Below are 16917 nucleotides of genomic sequence, written 5' to 3' on the forward strand. Positions count from 1 at the left end.
GCAGCTCACGACTGGAAGACGGCCATGAACCAATTCGCTATCCTCTATCAGGATCGCTTCATCAGATCACCCGTGTAATTCTCCAAACGCCTTAAACACGGAAATTCTGACACCCCCACGAACCCAGCAAGAAAAGGCCAAAGAGCAAAACCAACAACAAAACCCGCCAAGCAGGCCCAACCCTCACTTAAGAACCTCTTCAACAGCGCGAACGCGCTCCCGATGCACTGCATCCTTAATCCCACCAGGCGAGTCAGCGAGCCTCTTCGCCACCGCTCCTGCATCCACACCTCGCGCAGCAACAAGCGCAACCCGCAGCCGCTCAGCCTGCGGATACTCCCGCATCTCAAACCCCTGCCGCCCGCGCGCGTCCGCCTCGCATGCCTGCAACGCTTCAGCAAACCGCGCAGGTTTCCGAATAGCATCGCTACGCTCCAGCAACCTCACCAACGCGGCCGCCCCCATCTCCATCACGCGATGAATATTCCCGTGCTCCCGCGCCACCAGCACCGCCAGATCGCGGCATTCATTCGGCACCCGCAGCCGCTCGCAAAAAGGCTTCAGCAAATCCACGCTGCGCCCCTCATGCCCAATATGCCGCGGTAATACATCAGGCGGCGTCGTCGCCTTACCCAGGTCGTGCGTGAGCGCCGCGAACCGAACCGGCAACGCATAGCCCTGCTGTGCCGCATGGTCGACCACCATCATCACATGCACACCCGTATCCACTTCCGGGTGATAGTCCGCCCGCTGCGGCACGCCGAACAACGCATCGATCTCAGGTAAAACCCGCGCCAGCGCGCCGCATTCCCGCAACACCTCGAACATCCGCGACGGCTTCTTCTCCATCAAGCCGCGCGACACTTCCTGCCACACGCGTTCAGCTACCAGCGCGTCCACCTCGCCTTGACTCACCATCTTGCGCATCAGCGCCATCGTCTCCGGCGCCACCGTGAAATCAACGAAACGTGCCGCGAACCGCGCAATCCGCAAAATCCGCACGGGATCTTCAAGAAACGCATCGCTGACGTGACGAAACAGACGCGCCTGCAAATCGCTCCGGCCGTTGAACGGGTCGATCACCGGACCAGTCAACTCACCGTCCGGGCGCACTTCGCGCGCCATCGCATTGATCGTCAGGTCGCGGCGAGCGAGATCCTCTTCAAGCGTGACGTCCGGTGCGTAGAAGAACTGGAAGCCGTGATACCCCGCCGCCGTCTTCCGCTCAGTGCGGGCGAGCGCGTATTCCTCATGCGTCTGCGGATGCAGGAACACCGGAAAATCCTTGCCCACGGGACGATAGCCCTGCGCCACCATCTGCTCAGGGGTCGCGCCGACCACCACGTAATCGCGGTCTTGCACCGGCACGCCTAACAGCTCGTCGCGAATCGCGCCGCCGACCGCGTAGATATTCATGGGCATACGTCTTGATAAGCAATCGTGTGCGTTTCGCGAAGCGCGTCGTCGATCCAGGCCTTCACGGCCGGCAACGCCGTCACGCGACGCACATAGGCCGCGGCCGTTTCGGACAAGGCCGGCTGCCACGTGTTGAAGCGCATCGCCACCGGTGCGTACATCGCGTCGGCAATGCTGAATTCACCGAACAGAAACGGACCGCCGTAGGTCGTGAGGCACTCGCTCCAGATCGCCTCGATACGCGCGATGTCGGCAAGCGCGCCCGGTGTGCCGTTCTTGCCGGGAAACGATGCGCGAATGTTCATCCACATGTTCGAGCGCAAGTCGCCGAAACCCGAGTGCATCTCGGCGCTCACGCTGCGCGCGCGGCGCCGTCCCGCCGGATCGCGCGGCCACAGCGCATGCTGCGGAAAGCCCTCGGCCAGCGTCTCGGCGATCGCCAGTGAATCCCACGTAACCGACCCATCTTCGCCGATCAGACACGGCACCTTGCCCGGACCCGTCGGCGCATAAGCCAGAATCGCAGCCTTCGTACCGGGTTCATTCAGATGAATCAGCACCTCTTCAAAGGGGATGCCGAAATGCTTGAACAGCAGCCACGGACGCATCGACCACGACGAATAGTTCTTGTCACCGATAAGCAGCTTCATGCTCTATCTTTGTATAAGGGAGTGGATAAAAAATTCAACGCCCCGCGCTGGCGCGAAACGTATCGAAACGTGACCGCGTCGACGCGCCAGTCAGATAGATGGGCGCGACCGTTTCGATGCTGACGGGTTCGATGCCGAGTTCAGGCGCAAGCGGTCCGCTCAACACGTTGTCGACTTTCATCGAATCGAGATTGTCGCGCGAAATCACCGGTACGCCAGGCGCCATTTCGAACGTGAACGCCTGCAAGCGCGCCAACGCTTCGGGCAGGCGAATGATCCGCGCGTGCCGGCCAATCACCTCGCCGCAATACTCGACGAGATCTTCGAGGGTATAGACGGTTGGACCGCCCAGTTCGTAAGTATGGCCGCTCGCTGCATCGAGATCGAGCACGTTGCAGATCGCCTTCGCCACGTCGCCGACATATACCGGCTGGAATTTCGCATCCGGCATGGCAAGGGGAATCGCCGGGAACATCCGCTGCAAGAACGCGAACTTGTTCAGAAACTGGTCTTCCGGACCGAACACAACGGAAGGCCGGAAAATCGTCCACGCCAGATTCGCCGCACGCACGGCCTTTTCTCCGTCACCCTTGGAGCGCGAGTACATGCTGGGCCCATTCGGATCGGCGCCGAGCGCGCTGATATGAATCAGGCGATGCACGCCCTTGCCTTCGCACGCCGCAACGATTTTACTCGGCAACTCAACGTGCAGGCGCGCGAAATCCGGACCATAAGGTGTCCCGCGTTTGCCATGCAGCGTGGCAACCAGGTTGATGACGCAATCGGCGTTTTCGACGAAACGTGCGAGTTGCACCGGATCGAACACGTCGGCTTCGATCACGTCGATGGGGAGCAGGGTGAGATGGCGGGCGTTGTAGCGGCGCCGGGTGGCAATGCGCACGTCTTTGCCCATTTCAACGAGGGCATTGACGAGATGGCTGCCGATAAAACCGGAACCGCCGATGACCGCAATGGCTTGGTGTCGCATTTTCGACTCCCTGGTGGAAGCCGCGGCAACGGCTGGCGTGGCGCACCGCCGCATCAGAGTGACACGGCGGCGGCCCAGCGCTTACGGTGCGATATAACCCAGACGCGCCTTCAGCGATTGCGGACGGCCTTCGAACAATGCCGCGTAGTAGACCGTATTGGACAACACATTCTTCACGTAGTCGCGCGTTTCCTGGAACGGAATCGCCTCGGCAAAGATCGCGCCTTCAACCGGACGCTGCAACGATTGCCGCCAGTTGCGCGGACGGCCGGGACCGGCGTTGTAACCGGCGGTGGCCAGCACGGCGGACCCGTCGAATTGATTGTAGATCATCGACAGGTAGTTCGTGCCGAGCAGGATGTTGGTGTTGATGTCGTTCATCTGCTCGCGCGAAATCGGGCCGAGGCCGATCTTCTTCGCCACCAGCTGCGCGGTGCCCGGCATCAACTGCATCAAACCGCTCGCGCCGACTTCCGAGCGCGCGTTCATGATGAAGCGCGACTCCTGGCGAATCAGCCCGTATGCCCATTCGACGTCGAGCCCGTTCGACTGCGCGTCGCGCTCCACGATGTCCTTGAAGGGCGACAGATAACGCAGCGAAAAATCGTGTTCGCTCTTCGTGCGATCGGCCGTGTTGACGGTGCGGTCATACAACTGAATCCGGCGCGCGTATTCGGCCGCAGCGAGCAGTTGCCGGTCGCTCATGTTGCGCAGCGGCCAGTTCCACTCGCGATTGCCTTCGAGCCGCAGATTCAGCGCATAGAACCGCTGCGCCAGATCGAAGCCCGGCGTGTTGCCGGCCTGCTGGATTTCCGCGTCGGTCACAGTCGTTTTCGGCGGCACGGTGATCTTCTGACCCAGCTCTTCCGAAGCCAGCTGGCCGTAGAAGTTGAAGCCTTGCGAGATCGACGCGAATTCCTGGTTGGCGGTGGTCGTGTCGCCAGCCTGCTTAAGGGCCCGGGCGTGCCAGTACACCCACGACGGCTGGGTGCGCAGCGCCGCCGGCATCTGTTCGATCGACCAGCGCACCATTGTCCAGTCGCCCGCAAGCAGCGCGGTGCGTGTGCGCCATTCGTACGCCGGGTTCGACAACGGCGCATTCACCGAGAGACGGTACCAGTCGACCGCGCCCGGCATCTGCTTGACCGCGGCCTGGTAGGCGATCGTGCCCCAGCCGATGGCCCGCTCGGGTGAACTCAGCGAAGGCGCCACCGAAGCAAACGTGGCCGCGGCCATGGCCGGGTCGTTGCGCGCCATGCGCGTGATCGCGAGCAACGCGAGCTGGTGCGACTGCGTGTCCGGGCCGACGCCGCGTGCCAGCAACAACGGTGGCGTGCTCGTGGCCTGGCCGAACAGCACCGGGTCGGGCGGCTGGTTGCTGAGCGCATCGACAAGCTTGCTGCCGGTGCTGGTGTAGTTCTGCTCGTACGCGAGACGGATCTGCTGCCACACGTCGTCGGACGTGAATTGCTGATTGACCGCCAGCGACGTAATCAGATCGACGCAGCCGTCGCCGTACCACTTCGGATCGACCAGCAGCGCACGCGCCGCGTCGGCAACGTTTTCGCCGCGCGCAGCACGCGATTCGAGCGCATAGCACTTCACCTGCGTATCGTCGTTCAGCACGAAGCCCGCGTATTGCTGATCGAAGTTGCGCCAGTCGTGACGTGCGCCGAGCACCGTGAGGTAGTCGTTGCGCAGGCGGTCGGCAATGGCCTCGCCGTCGTACTTCTGCAGGAACGCCAGCACCGGCGCATCCGGCGCATCGATCCGTGCATGGCCGCTGGAATCGAACAACTGCGGCTTGATCTGGAAGTACTCCAGATACGAAGGCGCAGGATAGTTCGGAATCATGCTCGCCAGTTGCGCGGCACGCGCCGCGTCGTTCGAGCGGGCGGCTTCGCGCAGCTGGACGAAAATCTGGTCGTCGTTCGTAAGCTGAGAAAGGGGAACGGGCTTGATGGCGGAGGCCGTACTGCATGCGACGAGTGCCGCGGCGCCAAGCGCCAGAGCGACCGCGCGATATACTTGATAGAGGCGTTTTGACATCGTTGTTTCTGGAGCGCGAATTGATCCCAAGCATAGCATGCAACCCCGTCGCAGAATCGAAAAAGGCGCTGCGTCGAATGCTATTGGAAGCAAGGCTACAAGCGGCTTCCGAGCCCGCACGCAATGCCGCGCTCGGCCGCCGGATTCTCGACGCGTTGAAGCACTACGGCGTGAGCAGTGTCGGATTCTATTGGCCGCTGACAGGCGAATTCGACGCGCGCGCCGCGATCGCGGTCTGGCTCGCGGCAGACGCGCAACGCGAGGCGAGCTTACCGATCGTCAAGGAGCGCGGCGCACCGCTCGAATTTCACGCATGGGCCCCGGATACGCCGATGAAGATCGGCCATCACAAGATCGCCGAGCCCACCTCGGGGCGCGTCGTCATTCCCGATCTGCTATTTGTGCCGTGCCTCGGCTTCGACGCCGACGGCTACCGGCTCGGTTACGGCGGCGGCTACTACGATCGCACGCTTGCCGGCTGGCCGGGAGCGAAGAAACCCGTCACGCTCGGCGTCGCGTATGAAGCGTGCCGCACGGACGCGTTGCAACGCGAGACCCACGACATCCCGCTCGATCTGATCGTGACGGAAGCCGGCTGCTACCCATCCGCGGCGGATTAAGCGTTTGACGGGCACGGCGCGCGGCGCGCCCTCCAGTCGGCCCAGCGGCCGCACCCCGTTATAAAGACGCCGCTGCCCGCGCGGCCGTGTCGTACAGTCCGGACGCATTGCGCATCAATTGCGCCGCCTCGCCGATCTGCTCATTGGTCATGCCGCTTTCCTTCAGCGTCGAAATCAGGCAGCTCTCGCGCACCTCGCGGTACTTCAGACACAGTTCCCGGCCGGCATCGGTGGCCGAGAAGAACACTTCCTTGCCGGTCTTTTCGCTTTTTACATACCCTCTAGCTACAAGCTTCTTCAACGCGTAGGTGGCGACGTGGGTGTCTTCGATGTTCAGCACGAAGCAGATGTCGGCCAGCTTCTTGCGCCGTTCGCGATGGCTGACGTGGTGCAGCAGCGAAACTTCGATCGCGGTCATGTCTTTTTCGCCGGCCGCCGACATGCAGCGCACCATCCAGCGGTTAAACGCGTTGCCAGCCATGATCAGTGCGTACTCGAGCTCGGATAACTCCGCGCTTGTGTCAGACACGAGATGTTCCGAAGAGACGATCTTGGTAGGGTGGCGCGACATGGTGATGTTTCTCGAAAGCACGAAGGGAAGGTGTCGGGAGTGTACGACGAGCAACCCCTTCCCGGGAGCCTGGCGAAAACGCTTATTGATAATTTGTCGATATTTTATTGATAATGTACTCTCCAAACATCGCAGCCCCATCCAGACGAACACCACGGGGTCCGATATGTTCGACAATTGCGACTCGACCAGGGCCATTGAGCAATGAGCCAGCCAAGAATCTTTCCGTTCGGTGATGCCGCGCTAGTCTGCGAGGCGCCGCCGCCTGCCACGCTGGAATGTCAGCGGCGCGTGTGGGCCACTGCCGAGGCCGCGCGCGACTGGCCGCATGTGCTGGAGGTCGTGCCGGGCATGAACAATCTGACGCTCGTATTCGATTCGCTCGAAGCCGACCGGGACGCGCTGGTGAACCACCTGCAAGCAGCCTGGGACGCGGTGAGCGACACGCCGGCAACCGGCCGCGAGGTCGAGATCCCGGTGCAATACGGTGGCGAGTTCGGACCCGACCTGCGGGTGGTCGCCGACCACACCGGCCTGAGCGTGCGCGAGGTCGTGCAACGTCATGCAGCGGGCGAGTATGTGGTGTTCTTTCTCGGTTTCCAGCCGGGTTTCGCCTATATGGGCGGGCTCGACGAAACGCTGCACACACCGCGCCGTTCGTCGCCGAGGCTGGAAGTGCCGGCCGGTTCGGTCGGCATCGGCGGTGAGCAGACCGGCATTTATCCGGCCACCTCCCCCGGCGGCTGGCAGTTGATCGGCCGAACCGAACTACCGCTGTTCGATCCGGCCCGGCGCCCGCCCACGCTGCTGCAACCGGGCGACCGGGTGCGCTTTACCGTTGCGGGGATACACGCATGATCGATGTGATCCGCGCGGGCCTCCTGACTACGATTCAGGACCTCGGCCGCCACGGCTACCGACACCTCGGCGTCGCGATGGGCGGTGCGCTCGACCGTTTGTCGCTCGAAGTCGGCAACCGGCTGGTCGGCAACCGGCCCGATGCGGCCGGCCTGGAAATTACCTTCGGCCCGACCGTGCTGCGCTTTCTGCGTGCCACGCGTGTGGCCATCACCGGCACCGAATTCGGTGCGACGCTCGACGGCAAGCCGGTCTATTCATGGTGGAGCCTGCCCGTGCAGGCCGGTCAGGAACTGGTTCTGCAGGCGGCCAAACGCGGTATGCGCGGCTACGTCTGCATCGCCGGCGGCATTGACGTTCTGCCGATGCTCGGCTCGCGCAGTACCGATCTCGCCGGCCAGTTCGGCGGACTCGGCGGCCGGGCGCTGCGCGACGGCGATCGTCTGCCGGTCGGCGCGCCGCCCCAACGCGGCCATCTCGGCTTCACCCCGGAAGCGCCGGAGTTCGGCGTGAAAGCGCCGGCCTGGTGCAAGTTCGTGCTGGTTCACGAGCCGCTGCGGCGCGGCCGGCATCCGTCCGGCGTGCCGTGGGCCGTACCGATCCGCGTGCTGCAGGGCCCCGAGTACGACAGCTTCACTGAAGCGGCGCACGAATCGTTCTGGTCCGACGAATGGCTGGTTACGCCAAACAGCAACCGCATGGGCTACCGTCTCGCCGGCACGCAACTCAAGCGCAGCGAGAAAAGCGATCTGCTCTCGCATGCGGTGCTGCCCGGCACGATTCAGGTTCCACCGAACGGCCAGCCGATCGTGCTGATGAGCGATGCGCAGACCACCGGCGGCTATCCGAAGATCGGCGCCGTGATTCAGGCCGACCTGTGGAAGCTTGCCCAGGTTCGCCTGAACGCCGCCATCCGCTTCATCCCGACGACAGTCTACGAGGCGCGTCAGGCGCTACTGGAAGAACGTACGTATCTGCGGCAGATCGACGCCGCGATCGCCATGCACGAGGAACGCTGCGCGCGCCAGACGGCGCTCGCTGCGCTGTAACACTTAGTTGAGGAACACCATGGAAATCGATTTGAACGCCGATCTCGGCGAAGGTTGCGGCTCCGACGAGGCGCTGCTCGACCTCGTCAGCTCGGCCAACATCGCGTGCGGCTGGCACGCCGGCGGCGCCAATGCGATGCGCGACTGCGTGCGGTGGGCGGTGCAAAAAGGCGTGTCGATCGGCGCGCATCCAAGCTTCAACGATCCCGAGAATTTTGGCCGCAAGGAAATGGACCTGCCGGCGAGCGAGATCTACGCGGGCGTGCTGTATCAACTCGGCGCACTGTCGGCCATCGCGCAGGCCGAGGGTGGCCGCATCGCGCACGTCAAACCGCACGGTGCGCTTTACAACCAGGCTGCGCGCGACGCGAAGATCGCCGACGCGATCGTCTCGGCGGTCCATGATTTCGATCCGTCAGTCGCCGTGTTCGCGCTGGCCAACAGCGGCCTCGTGACCGCCGCGCGCGAAATAGGCCTGATCGCCGTAGAAGAAGTATTCGCCGACCGCGGCTATCGCGCCGACGGCTCGCTGGTGCCGCGCAAGGAGCCTGGCGCGCTGCTAGACGACGAAGAAGTGGTGCTGGCTCGCACGCTCGCCATGGTGCGGGAGCGCCGCGTGCAGGCGGTGGACGGACACTGGGTGCCGCTCAACGCGCAAACCATCTGCCTGCACGGCGACGGTCCGCACGCTTTGGCGTTCGCACGGCGCATCCGCAGCGCGCTGGAGGAAGCCGGCATTGAAGTACACGCGGCGGGCGCCGCGAGCGTGTGAGCCGCGCGGACTCGCATGAACCCGTCAGCGTGAGTCGACCCATTGCCGTGCCCTGAACGCCCCGCTCCTTGCGGGGCGTTTGCCAGGTGCAGGAGAGTTTGCGGTACCCCGAGTGGAACAACACCGTCGAATAACAAGAAGCAGCAGGTGCAGGTGTAGTCGAAGCAACGCGGCCAGCAAGAGCCGTGGCAACAAAACGGCGCGAGGATCAGCAAGCGCCGGCACACGTTAGCCGCCACAAGCGGCGAGGTTGAAACCCTGTTTGGAGATCCAGATGCAGACAACAGTCAGTCTATGGCCGCTTATTGGCGTGGCCGTCATCATCGTCGGCTTTTTATTACGGTTCAATCCGATGCTGATCGTGGCGGTTGCCGCGATCATCACCGGTCTGGCCGCGCACTTCCCGCCTGAAAAGATCCTCGCCGAAATCGGCACCGGCTTCATCAAGACCCGCAATATCCCGCTGATCATCCTGCTGCCGCTGGCCGTGATCGGTCTGCTCGAGCGGCATGGCCTGCGCGAGCGCGCGCAGGCGTGGATCGGCGGCATCAAAGCCGCGACCGCGGGACGTTTGCTGATCGTCTATCTGCTGGTGCGCGAACTGACCGCCGCTGTCGGCCTGACCGGTCTAGGCGGGCATCCGCAGATGGTGCGTCCGCTGATCGCACCGATGGCCGAAGGCGCGACTGAAACGCGCTTCGGCAAAATCAGCGACGCGGTTCGCTTCAAGCTGCGCGCCTTCTCGGCGGCGACCGATAACGTCGGCCTGTTCTTCGGCGAGGACATCTTCGTCGCGTTCGGCGCAATCGTGCTGATGACGACCTTCCTGAAAGAAGCAGGCATCGTCGTCGAGCCGATTCACGTGGCCGTCTGGGGCATCCCGACCGCGATCTGCGCCTTCATCATTCACGGCTTCCGCCTCTATCTGCTCGACCGCAGGCTTGAGCGCGAACTGCGCGGCAATGCCGCAGCGAACACCGCATCCGTTTCGCCGACGCAACCCGCCGCTGGAGACAAAGCATGACGCTCACGATTACCTATCTGTTCTGGCTGCTGGGCGTGGTGCTGCTCGTCATTGGCGGCATGATCGTCACGGACAAGGAGCATCCGCGCCGCTTCACCGCCGGCGGCTTCTGGATTCTTTACGCACTGATCTTTCTGATCGGCGACAAGCTGCCGGCCTCCGTGGTCGGCGTGCTGGTCATCGTGATGGCGCTCGCAGCGGGCTTCGGCGGTGTGACCGCGGCCAAGCCGAAACTGCTGTCGCTCGAAGCGCGCAAGGCTAGCGCCGCGCGGCTGGGCAACAAGCTGTTCGTGCCCGCGCTGACGATTCCGGTCGTCACCGTGATCATTACGCTGTCGGCCAGCCATCTGATCTTCGGCGGCATACCGTTGATCGAGAAGGCCAACGTCACGCTGATCGGCTTCGGCATCGGCTGCGTGATCGCGCTGGCGATTGCCTGCGTGATGACGCGCGACACCGTCGGCCAGTCGATGAAAGAGGCGCGCCGCCTGGTCGATGCGTTGTCATGGGCAGCGGTGCTCCCGCAAATGCTCGGCATGCTCGGCCTCGTGTTCTCGGATGCCGGCGTCGGCAAGGCGGTTGCTCACGTGACCACGGCCTACATCAGCCTCGACTACCGGTTTATCGCCGTGGCTGTGTACTGCATCGGCATGGCGCTCTTCACGATGGTGATGGGCAACGGTTTCGCCGCATTTCCCGTGATGACGGGGGGCGTCGGCGTGCCGATTCTGGTCGGCGTGTTCCACGGCAATCCGGCGGTGATGGTCGCGATCGGCATGTTCTCGGGCTACTGCGGCACGCTGATGACGCCAATGGCCGCGAATTTCAACATGGTGCCGGCGGCGCTTCTGGAATTGCCGGACAAGAATGCGGTGATCAAGGTGCAGGTGCCGACCGCCTTGACCTTGCTGGTCGTGAACATCTTCCTGCTGAATTTCCTGATGTTCCTGTAAGAATGTTGGCCAGGCCACGCGAGAAGTGCCGGTATCGCGCCGGATTGTCGCGCTGGCCGGTGTAGTTCCATAGACCGTGGCGAATGGACGCCGCCGAATTCGGAGGCGTCCGATCCTCAGGAAAGGGGCGAAAACATAAGCTGGTGGATGGTCTCCCATCCACACGTGCCGGCGCGGGTAACGCATGCCGCCGGCGCTTTCCAGCAGGCCCTCATGGAACATCAACCTCAATCCGATACCGCGAGCACCGGTACATCACCCTCCGCTTACCTCGCCTCGGTGCTCGACGCCGCGCTCGAAGAACACCTGGCCGGCAGGCTCGATTCCGCCGAACCGCTCTATCGCGAAGCCCTCGTGCTCGATCCCGCACAGGCCCAGGCGCTGCACTACTTCGGCGTGCTCCAGCATCAGCGCGGCAACCATAGCTTTGCCGCGGAGCTGATGAGCGAGGCGCTCAAGCTCGATCGCACGAATGCCGCCTGCTGGAGTAACCGCGGCCTCGTGGCCGCCGCCCTCGGCCATCCGCAGGAAGCCATGATCTGCTACGACCAGGCGTTGCAGTTGCAGCCTGATTTCGCCGACGCGCGCAACAATTTCGGTGTCGCGCTGCAGGCGCAAGGCGCGTTCGACGAAGCGATCGGGCAATATCGCCTGGCGCTTGCCGCGGACCCGCTGTTCATCGACGCGCTTCTGAACCTCGGCACCGCGCTCAGCAAGCTCGACCGCTACGACGAAGCGCTCGCGTGTTATCAGGAGGTGCTGACACTCGACCCGCAATCGGCGGAAGCGCACTTTAACGCGGGCAATGCACACACCGCGCAGCGCAATCACAGCGCTGCGATTGCCAGCTTTCAACAAGCGCTGCTGTTGCGCCCCAGTTACGCCGAAGCGCACGTCAACCTCGGCAGTGTGATCGGCAAGCTCGGCGACTACGCCGGAGCCGAAGCCCATTATCGGCAGGCAGTTGCGCTCAAGCCGAACCCAACCAATCTGGTTTGCCTTGGCGGCTCGCTTGGCGCGCAAGGCCGTCTCGACGAGGAAGAAGGTCCCTACCGCCATGCGCTGGCGCTTGACCCCGACTACGCAGACGCGCATCAAAACATCGCCTGGCTGTTGCTCAAGCGTGGCGATTACAAGCAGGGTTGGGCGGAGTTTGCAAAGCGCTGGCGCAAGCGCGACTACGAAGCGATCGCCGTGCCGAACGTCGCCGAGTGGCGTGGCGAGCCGCTCGACGGGCGCCGGTTGTTGGTGATCGGCGAACAGGGTTTCGGCGATCACTTCCAGTTTCTACGCTATGCGCGCGAACTCGAACGGCGGGGCGCCACGGTCGACATCTGTGTGCGCGAGCCGCTGCTGCCGCTGGTCGGGCGCATTCCTGGCGTACATCGCGCGTTCAGTGGCAAGCCCGATAGCGAGTACGACTTCTGGGTGCCGCTGATGAGCGTGCCGTCGTGCGTCGGCACCGAACTGTCGACCATTCCCGCTGCCGTACCGTACATGTTCGCCGACAAGGCGAAGATCAAGACATGGCGCAAACGGGTGGCTGCCGCCGACCAATCGAAGCGCAAAGTGGGCCTGGTGTGGGCCGGCAGTCCGACGTTTGGCAACGATCGTTATCGGTCGGTGGTTCTCGCCGACCTGGCCGCGCTAAGCGAAGTAAAAAACATTGCCTGGTACGCGCTGCAGAAAGGCCCGGCGCACGATCAACTGGCCGATGCACCCAAAACTTTCCGGGCCCACGATTTCACCGCCGATCTGCACAACTTCGACGACACCGCCGCGCTCATCATGAATCTCGATCTGGTGATTGCAGTGGACACTGGGGTGGCTCACCTTGCCGCCGCGCTGGGAAAACCGGTCTGGGTGCTGCTGCCCGCCAACTCGGACTGGCGCTGGCTCGAAGAGCGCAGCGATTCGCCGTGGTATCCGACCATGAAACTATTCCGGCAGACAGTTCTGGGCGATTGGGCGCAGGTGGTCCAGCGGGTGTCGGAAGAATTACGCGACACCGCGCCTTAAGGACGACGGCGCTGCTGCGCCAGCATGTAGGCGCGCAACAACTTGTTGATGCGCGTCTGATAACCCGCGCCCTGCTCTTTGAACCAGTTCAGTACGTCCGCATCCAGGCGCATTGTCACGGCCTGTTTCGGCGGAACGTGCAACTCGGCACGGTCAAAAAAATCGTCACCCAATTCCGGCACGTCGCTTGTGTCGATTTGCGCGTCGTTCGTCTTTGCAAGCCGCTTCCAGTCGGTTCCTGACGTTTTGCCCATAGTTTCGCCTCTGCTCGTTTACTGTCATTGCCACCGCGTGAGTCAATTCCAGACGCTCTGCTTGAAGCGCTTGACCTCGTGCTTCGTCGCCTTGCGGGCTGAAATGATACGGACCACATCCGCACTGCATTCAACGTACACCACCACGCCTACGATGGCGGCCATCCAACCTAATGCAATCCAGCGATCCTCACCGTAGTCTTGCCGCTGGTCCATCGCGGTCAACACCGGATGATCGAACACGTTGACGGCATCTCTAAAATCGATGCCATGCTTGCGGATGTTGATTTGATTTTTGACTTCGTCCCACTCAAAACGCACACGCCACCCGTATTTACGTTTGTACATACATCATAGCATATGCAGAGAGCTATGGCCGGCGCGCCGCGAGCAGTTTGCGGCGCACGTCAGCATCGGACTGGCGGTTTGAATTCCCGGTTCCGGCCTTGGCCGAACGGCCTACCCCGGTTAGGACTGCAGTGAACCACTGCAGTGAGTCACGACATCCAGCGCATGGCTGGACGACACTCATCCCGCATCGACCACGAACCCGTGCTGCCGCAGCAACTGCAGCACACCCTTGCGGCCGCCCAGATGCAAGGCGCCGATCGCCACGAACACCGGTTTGTTCGGCCCGGCGATCAGCAGCATCCGCGACACGAAGCGCCGGTTGCGTTCGTACACGATCTTGTTGTCGATCGAATCGGAGACGCGCTTGTCGCGCGCCAGCTTTTCGGACTTCGCGGCCTGCCAGGCCGCAATCGCGTCGGCGTCCCCCACTCGCCACAGCCGATGCAGCGTCTTCACATCGTCGACATTTTCCGCGGGCGTCTGCACCAGGTCCTGCGCGAGCATTTCGCGCTGTTGCGCGAGCGTAAGCCCCGTGAACGCGCGCATCTGCTGATGCAGCGTCTCGAGGCCGACGATCTTGCCGCGCGTCCTGATGTAGACGTTCTGCAACTGTGCTTCCGTGCCGTACTCGGTCTGCAGGCCGGCGCTCAACGAATCGTAGGTTTCGACCACCAGCGACGCGAGCCACGGCCGCATCTTCTTGATTTCATCCAGCGCCGCCGGATTGCCGCGCAGACGCGCGGCCAGTTTGCGCCACAGCGGCTCGGGTAGCAGACCCGGCAGGCAGTCCCGGCGGCACACGCCGTACTTCGACACGTCGTCTTGCGAGACCAGCAGTTCGTCGGGGGAGAGTTCGAGCGCCAATGTCGGCGAAGCGGCCAGCGCACCGAGAATCGGTGCGCGAAACGGCTGCTGGGGCGGATAGTCGGCGGGATCGCCGACGTGCAACGTGCCAAGCACGTAGATGGTCGTGGTGCCGCGTGTCGCGACATAGAACGGCATACGCGCCGGTTGCAAACGCACCGGACCGCTCGCGGTAGTGCCCGGCGTGGCGGGCGGGGGATTGAAACCCGGCAGGGTGGCGCGCGGCGGAGCCGGCAGATTGGGCACCGGCATTGCCGGCCGCCCTGCCTGAGCAGGCGTATTGGCGGCCGCCCCGGCGGCATGCGCGACACCGACTGGCGCCACGCTCAAATGAAAAACAGCACAAACGCCGAGGAGCACGGCACCGGTCAGTGCACGCGCTCTCCAGCGCCGCGCAAAAGCAACGTGGCGGCCGTCATCACGCGAGCGGCGCGTAAGACGACGCGCCGCCACTGCATCAGGCATCCACGTCCCCCACCTCCTCGGCACGGTGACACGACACCTGACGGCCATCCACTTCACGCAACTTCGGTTCTTCGCTGCGACACCGGTCGATCACGTACGGGCAGCGCTGATGGAACGTGCAGCCCGACGGCGGATGCAGCGGCGAAGGCATTTCGCCTTGCAGCTTGATCTTGATGGTGCGATCCGCTTCGAAGATAGAAGGCGTGGCCGACATCAGCGCACGCGTGTACGGATGACGCGGGTTCGAGAAAATCCGCTTCTTGTCGCCGAGCTCCGCCACGCCGCCGAAGTACATCACCATCACATCGTCGGCGATGTGCTCCACCACCGACAGATTGTGCGAGATGAACACGTAGCTGGTCTTGAACTGCTCCTGCAGATCCATGAACAGATTGAGAATCTGCGCCTGGATCGACACGTCGAGCGCGGACACCGGTTCATCGGCGACCACGATCTGCGGATCGAGAATCATCGCGCGCGCAATCGCCACGCGCTGACGCTGACCGCCCGAAAACATGTGCGGATAACGCTTTGCATGCTCCGGACGCAGGCCGACCGTGCGCATCATCTGCGCGATCCGTTCGGCACGCTCGGTCGAACTCAGTTGCGTGTTGATCGCGAGCGGTTCACCGAGCGTCTGCTCGACAGTCTTGCGTGGATTCAGCGAAGCAAACGGATTCTGAAACACCATCTGCACGCGCCGCCGCAGCGCGGCGATCTTCGCGTGATCGGCGCCGGCCACGTCTTCACCGTCGATCAGCAGGCGGCCCGCGCTGGGCGCCTCGATCATGGTGAGTTGCCGCGCGAGCGTCGATTTGCCGCAGCCGGATTCACCGACCACCGCCAGGGTCTTGCCGCGCTCGAGTGCGAACGAAACCCCGTTGAGCGCCTTCACCGTGCCGGACGCGAACAGCCCGCGTTTGACCGTGTAGTACCGCGCCAGCTTGTCGGCAACCAGCACGTGATCGCCCGCATGGTCCGACTGGCGCCGCGGTTCGAATACTGCGTTCATCGTGCGCCTCCATGGGTGTGAACGTTGGCGTCGCCGCTCAGGTTCAGGGGTTTGATGCAGCGCACACGCGCCACTTCGGCGTGACCTTGCATCGGCGCCAACGCGGGGCGCGCCATCATGCAATCGTCGACCACATACTTGCAGCGCGGCGCGAAGAGACAACCTTTGGGGCGGTCGTCGCGCCCCGGCACCATGCCCGGCAGCGCGGCGAGCCGCACCGCGCCCACATTGTGCTCGGGAATCGCCGCCAGCAAGGCTTCCGTGTACGGATGATGGGGCGCCGCGAAAATATCCGGCACGCGGTTGGTTTCGATCACTTCGCCAGCGTACATGACCGCGACACGCTGCGCGACCTCGGACACCACGGCCAGATCGTGCGAGATCAGCACGAGCGCCATGCCGCGTTCCTTCTGCAGCTTGATCAGCAACTCCATGATCTGCGCCTGGATCGTCACGTCGAGCGCGGTGGTCGGCTCATCGGCGATCAGCAGCTTCGGGTTGCAGGCAATCGCCATCGCGATCATCACGCGCTGGTTCATGCCGCCCGACATCTGATGCGGGAACGAGCCGATACGGCCCTTCGGGTCGGGAATGCCGACCTGGTCGAGCAACTCCAGCGCGCGTTTGTCCAGTGCGCTGCCGCGCAGACCTTCGTGCAGCTTGAGCACTTCCTTGATCTGATAGCCGACCGTGTAGCTCGGATTCAGACTGGTGAGCGCGTCCTGGAACACCATCGCGATGTCTTTGCCGATGATCTTGCGGCGCTCTCTTGCGCTTGCCTTCAGCAGATTCTTGCCGTTGAAGGTGATTTCGTCCGCGGTGACTTTGCCCGGCGCGTCGATCAGGCCCATCAGCGCCATCATCGTCACGCTCTTGCCCGAACCCGATTCGCCGACTACGCCGACAACTTCGCCCGGCGCGACATCGAGGTTGATCCGGTCAACGGCGGGCAGGCCGTTGAAATTCACCGCCAGATTGCGGATGGTCAATAAACTGGTCATT

17 protein-coding genes are annotated in these 16917 nt (G+C 63.2%); 7 read left to right on the forward strand and 10 right to left on the reverse strand.

Features of this window, described 5'->3' with window-relative positions:
* Positions 1–183 precede the first annotated feature (183 nt).
* The 4 genes from AC57B6_RS15115 to AC57B6_RS15130 form a co-directional block, all read right to left on the reverse strand.
* Positions 184–1416 (reverse strand): multifunctional CCA addition/repair protein, encoded by a 1233-nt coding sequence (locus tag AC57B6_RS15115; protein ID WP_496421643.1) that lies wholly within the window; start codon positions 1414–1416, stop codon positions 184–186.
* Entirely contained in the window at positions 1413–2066 is a 654-nt protein-coding gene (locus AC57B6_RS15120) for a glutathione S-transferase family protein (RefSeq protein WP_496421644.1), read from the reverse strand. The genes AC57B6_RS15115 and AC57B6_RS15120 overlap by 4 nt, the downstream gene beginning before the upstream one ends.
* 34 nt (positions 2067–2100) lie before the next feature.
* Positions 2101–3054 carry a complex I NDUFA9 subunit family protein gene (locus tag AC57B6_RS15125; RefSeq protein ID WP_028198561.1) on the reverse strand — a complete coding sequence of 318 codons (954 nt, stop codon included), beginning with the start codon at positions 3052–3054 and terminating at the stop codon, positions 2101–2103.
* 81 nt (positions 3055–3135) lie between these two features.
* Positions 3136–5103 carry a lytic transglycosylase domain-containing protein gene (locus tag AC57B6_RS15130; protein WP_496421645.1) on the reverse strand — a complete coding sequence of 656 codons (1968 nt, stop codon included), beginning with the start codon at positions 5101–5103 and terminating at the stop codon, positions 3136–3138.
* A 77-nt stretch (positions 5104–5180) separates the two neighbouring features.
* Here AC57B6_RS15130 and AC57B6_RS15135 point away from each other — a divergent pair, with 77 nt between their 5' ends.
* Positions 5181–5723: a 5-formyltetrahydrofolate cyclo-ligase gene (locus AC57B6_RS15135; RefSeq protein ID WP_496421646.1), complete on the forward strand. Its 543-nt coding sequence runs from the start codon at positions 5181–5183 to the stop codon at positions 5721–5723.
* 58 nt (positions 5724–5781) lie between these two features.
* Here the strand turns inward: AC57B6_RS15135 and AC57B6_RS15140 are convergent, their stop codons facing one another.
* Positions 5782–6294, reverse strand: a complete 513-nt coding sequence (locus AC57B6_RS15140) for a winged helix DNA-binding protein (protein WP_074281926.1) — start codon at positions 6292–6294, stop codon at positions 5782–5784.
* A 204-nt stretch (positions 6295–6498) separates the two neighbouring features.
* Here AC57B6_RS15140 and pxpB point away from each other — a divergent pair, with 204 nt between their 5' ends.
* From pxpB to AC57B6_RS15170, 6 genes are all read left to right on the forward strand, one after another.
* Positions 6499–7152: a 5-oxoprolinase subunit PxpB gene (pxpB, locus tag AC57B6_RS15145; RefSeq protein ID WP_106355175.1), complete on the forward strand. Its 654-nt coding sequence runs from the start codon at positions 6499–6501 to the stop codon at positions 7150–7152.
* A complete protein-coding gene (locus AC57B6_RS15150) occupies positions 7149–8201 on the forward strand; it encodes a 5-oxoprolinase subunit C family protein (protein WP_028198556.1) in 1053 nt (350 codons plus the stop codon). The genes pxpB and AC57B6_RS15150 overlap by 4 nt, the downstream gene beginning before the upstream one ends.
* A gap of 19 nt (positions 8202–8220) precedes the next feature.
* On the forward strand, positions 8221–8973 hold the full coding sequence (gene pxpA, locus AC57B6_RS15155) for a 5-oxoprolinase subunit PxpA (protein ID WP_028198555.1): 753 nt from the start codon (positions 8221–8223) through the stop codon (positions 8971–8973).
* Between the two features lie 274 nt (positions 8974–9247).
* On the forward strand, positions 9248–9997 hold the full coding sequence (locus AC57B6_RS15160; protein WP_028198554.1) for a DUF969 domain-containing protein: 750 nt from the start codon (positions 9248–9250) through the stop codon (positions 9995–9997).
* Positions 9994–10950: a DUF979 domain-containing protein gene (locus AC57B6_RS15165; RefSeq protein ID WP_028198553.1), complete on the forward strand. Its 957-nt coding sequence runs from the start codon at positions 9994–9996 to the stop codon at positions 10948–10950. The genes AC57B6_RS15160 and AC57B6_RS15165 overlap by 4 nt, the downstream gene beginning before the upstream one ends.
* A gap of 213 nt (positions 10951–11163) precedes the next feature.
* Positions 11164–12969, forward strand: coding sequence for a tetratricopeptide repeat protein (locus AC57B6_RS15170; protein WP_496421647.1), 1806 nt, complete (start codon positions 11164–11166; stop codon positions 12967–12969).
* On the opposite strand, the gene AC57B6_RS15175 is transcribed toward AC57B6_RS15170, so the two are convergent.
* The 5 genes from AC57B6_RS15175 to AC57B6_RS15195 all read right to left on the reverse strand — a co-directional run bounded on the left by AC57B6_RS15175 (position 12966) and on the right by AC57B6_RS15195 (position 16916).
* Positions 12966–13223: a BrnA antitoxin family protein gene (locus AC57B6_RS15175; RefSeq protein WP_030102352.1), complete on the reverse strand. Its 258-nt coding sequence runs from the start codon at positions 13221–13223 to the stop codon at positions 12966–12968. The genes AC57B6_RS15170 and AC57B6_RS15175 overlap by 4 nt on opposite strands.
* A 42-nt stretch (positions 13224–13265) precedes the next feature.
* Positions 13266–13571, reverse strand: coding sequence for a BrnT family toxin (locus AC57B6_RS15180; protein ID WP_106355173.1), 306 nt, complete (start codon positions 13569–13571; stop codon positions 13266–13268).
* A 180-nt stretch (positions 13572–13751) separates the two neighbouring features.
* Complete coding sequence (locus AC57B6_RS15185; protein WP_496421648.1) at positions 13752–14903, reverse strand: TraB/GumN family protein; 1152 nt, start codon at positions 14901–14903, stop codon at positions 13752–13754.
* Positions 14896–15915 carry a peptide ABC transporter ATP-binding protein gene (locus AC57B6_RS15190; RefSeq protein ID WP_028198550.1) on the reverse strand — a complete coding sequence of 340 codons (1020 nt, stop codon included), beginning with the start codon at positions 15913–15915 and terminating at the stop codon, positions 14896–14898. Before AC57B6_RS15190 ends, AC57B6_RS15185 begins: the two co-directional genes overlap by 8 nt.
* Positions 15912–16916, reverse strand: coding sequence for an ABC transporter ATP-binding protein (locus AC57B6_RS15195; RefSeq protein WP_496421649.1), 1005 nt, complete (start codon positions 16914–16916; stop codon positions 15912–15914). Before AC57B6_RS15195 ends, AC57B6_RS15190 begins: the two co-directional genes overlap by 4 nt.
* Between the last annotated feature and the right edge of the window lies 1 nt (position 16917).

This window comes from Paraburkholderia sp. BGA-UO-ETr-F12 (assembly GCF_059567945.1).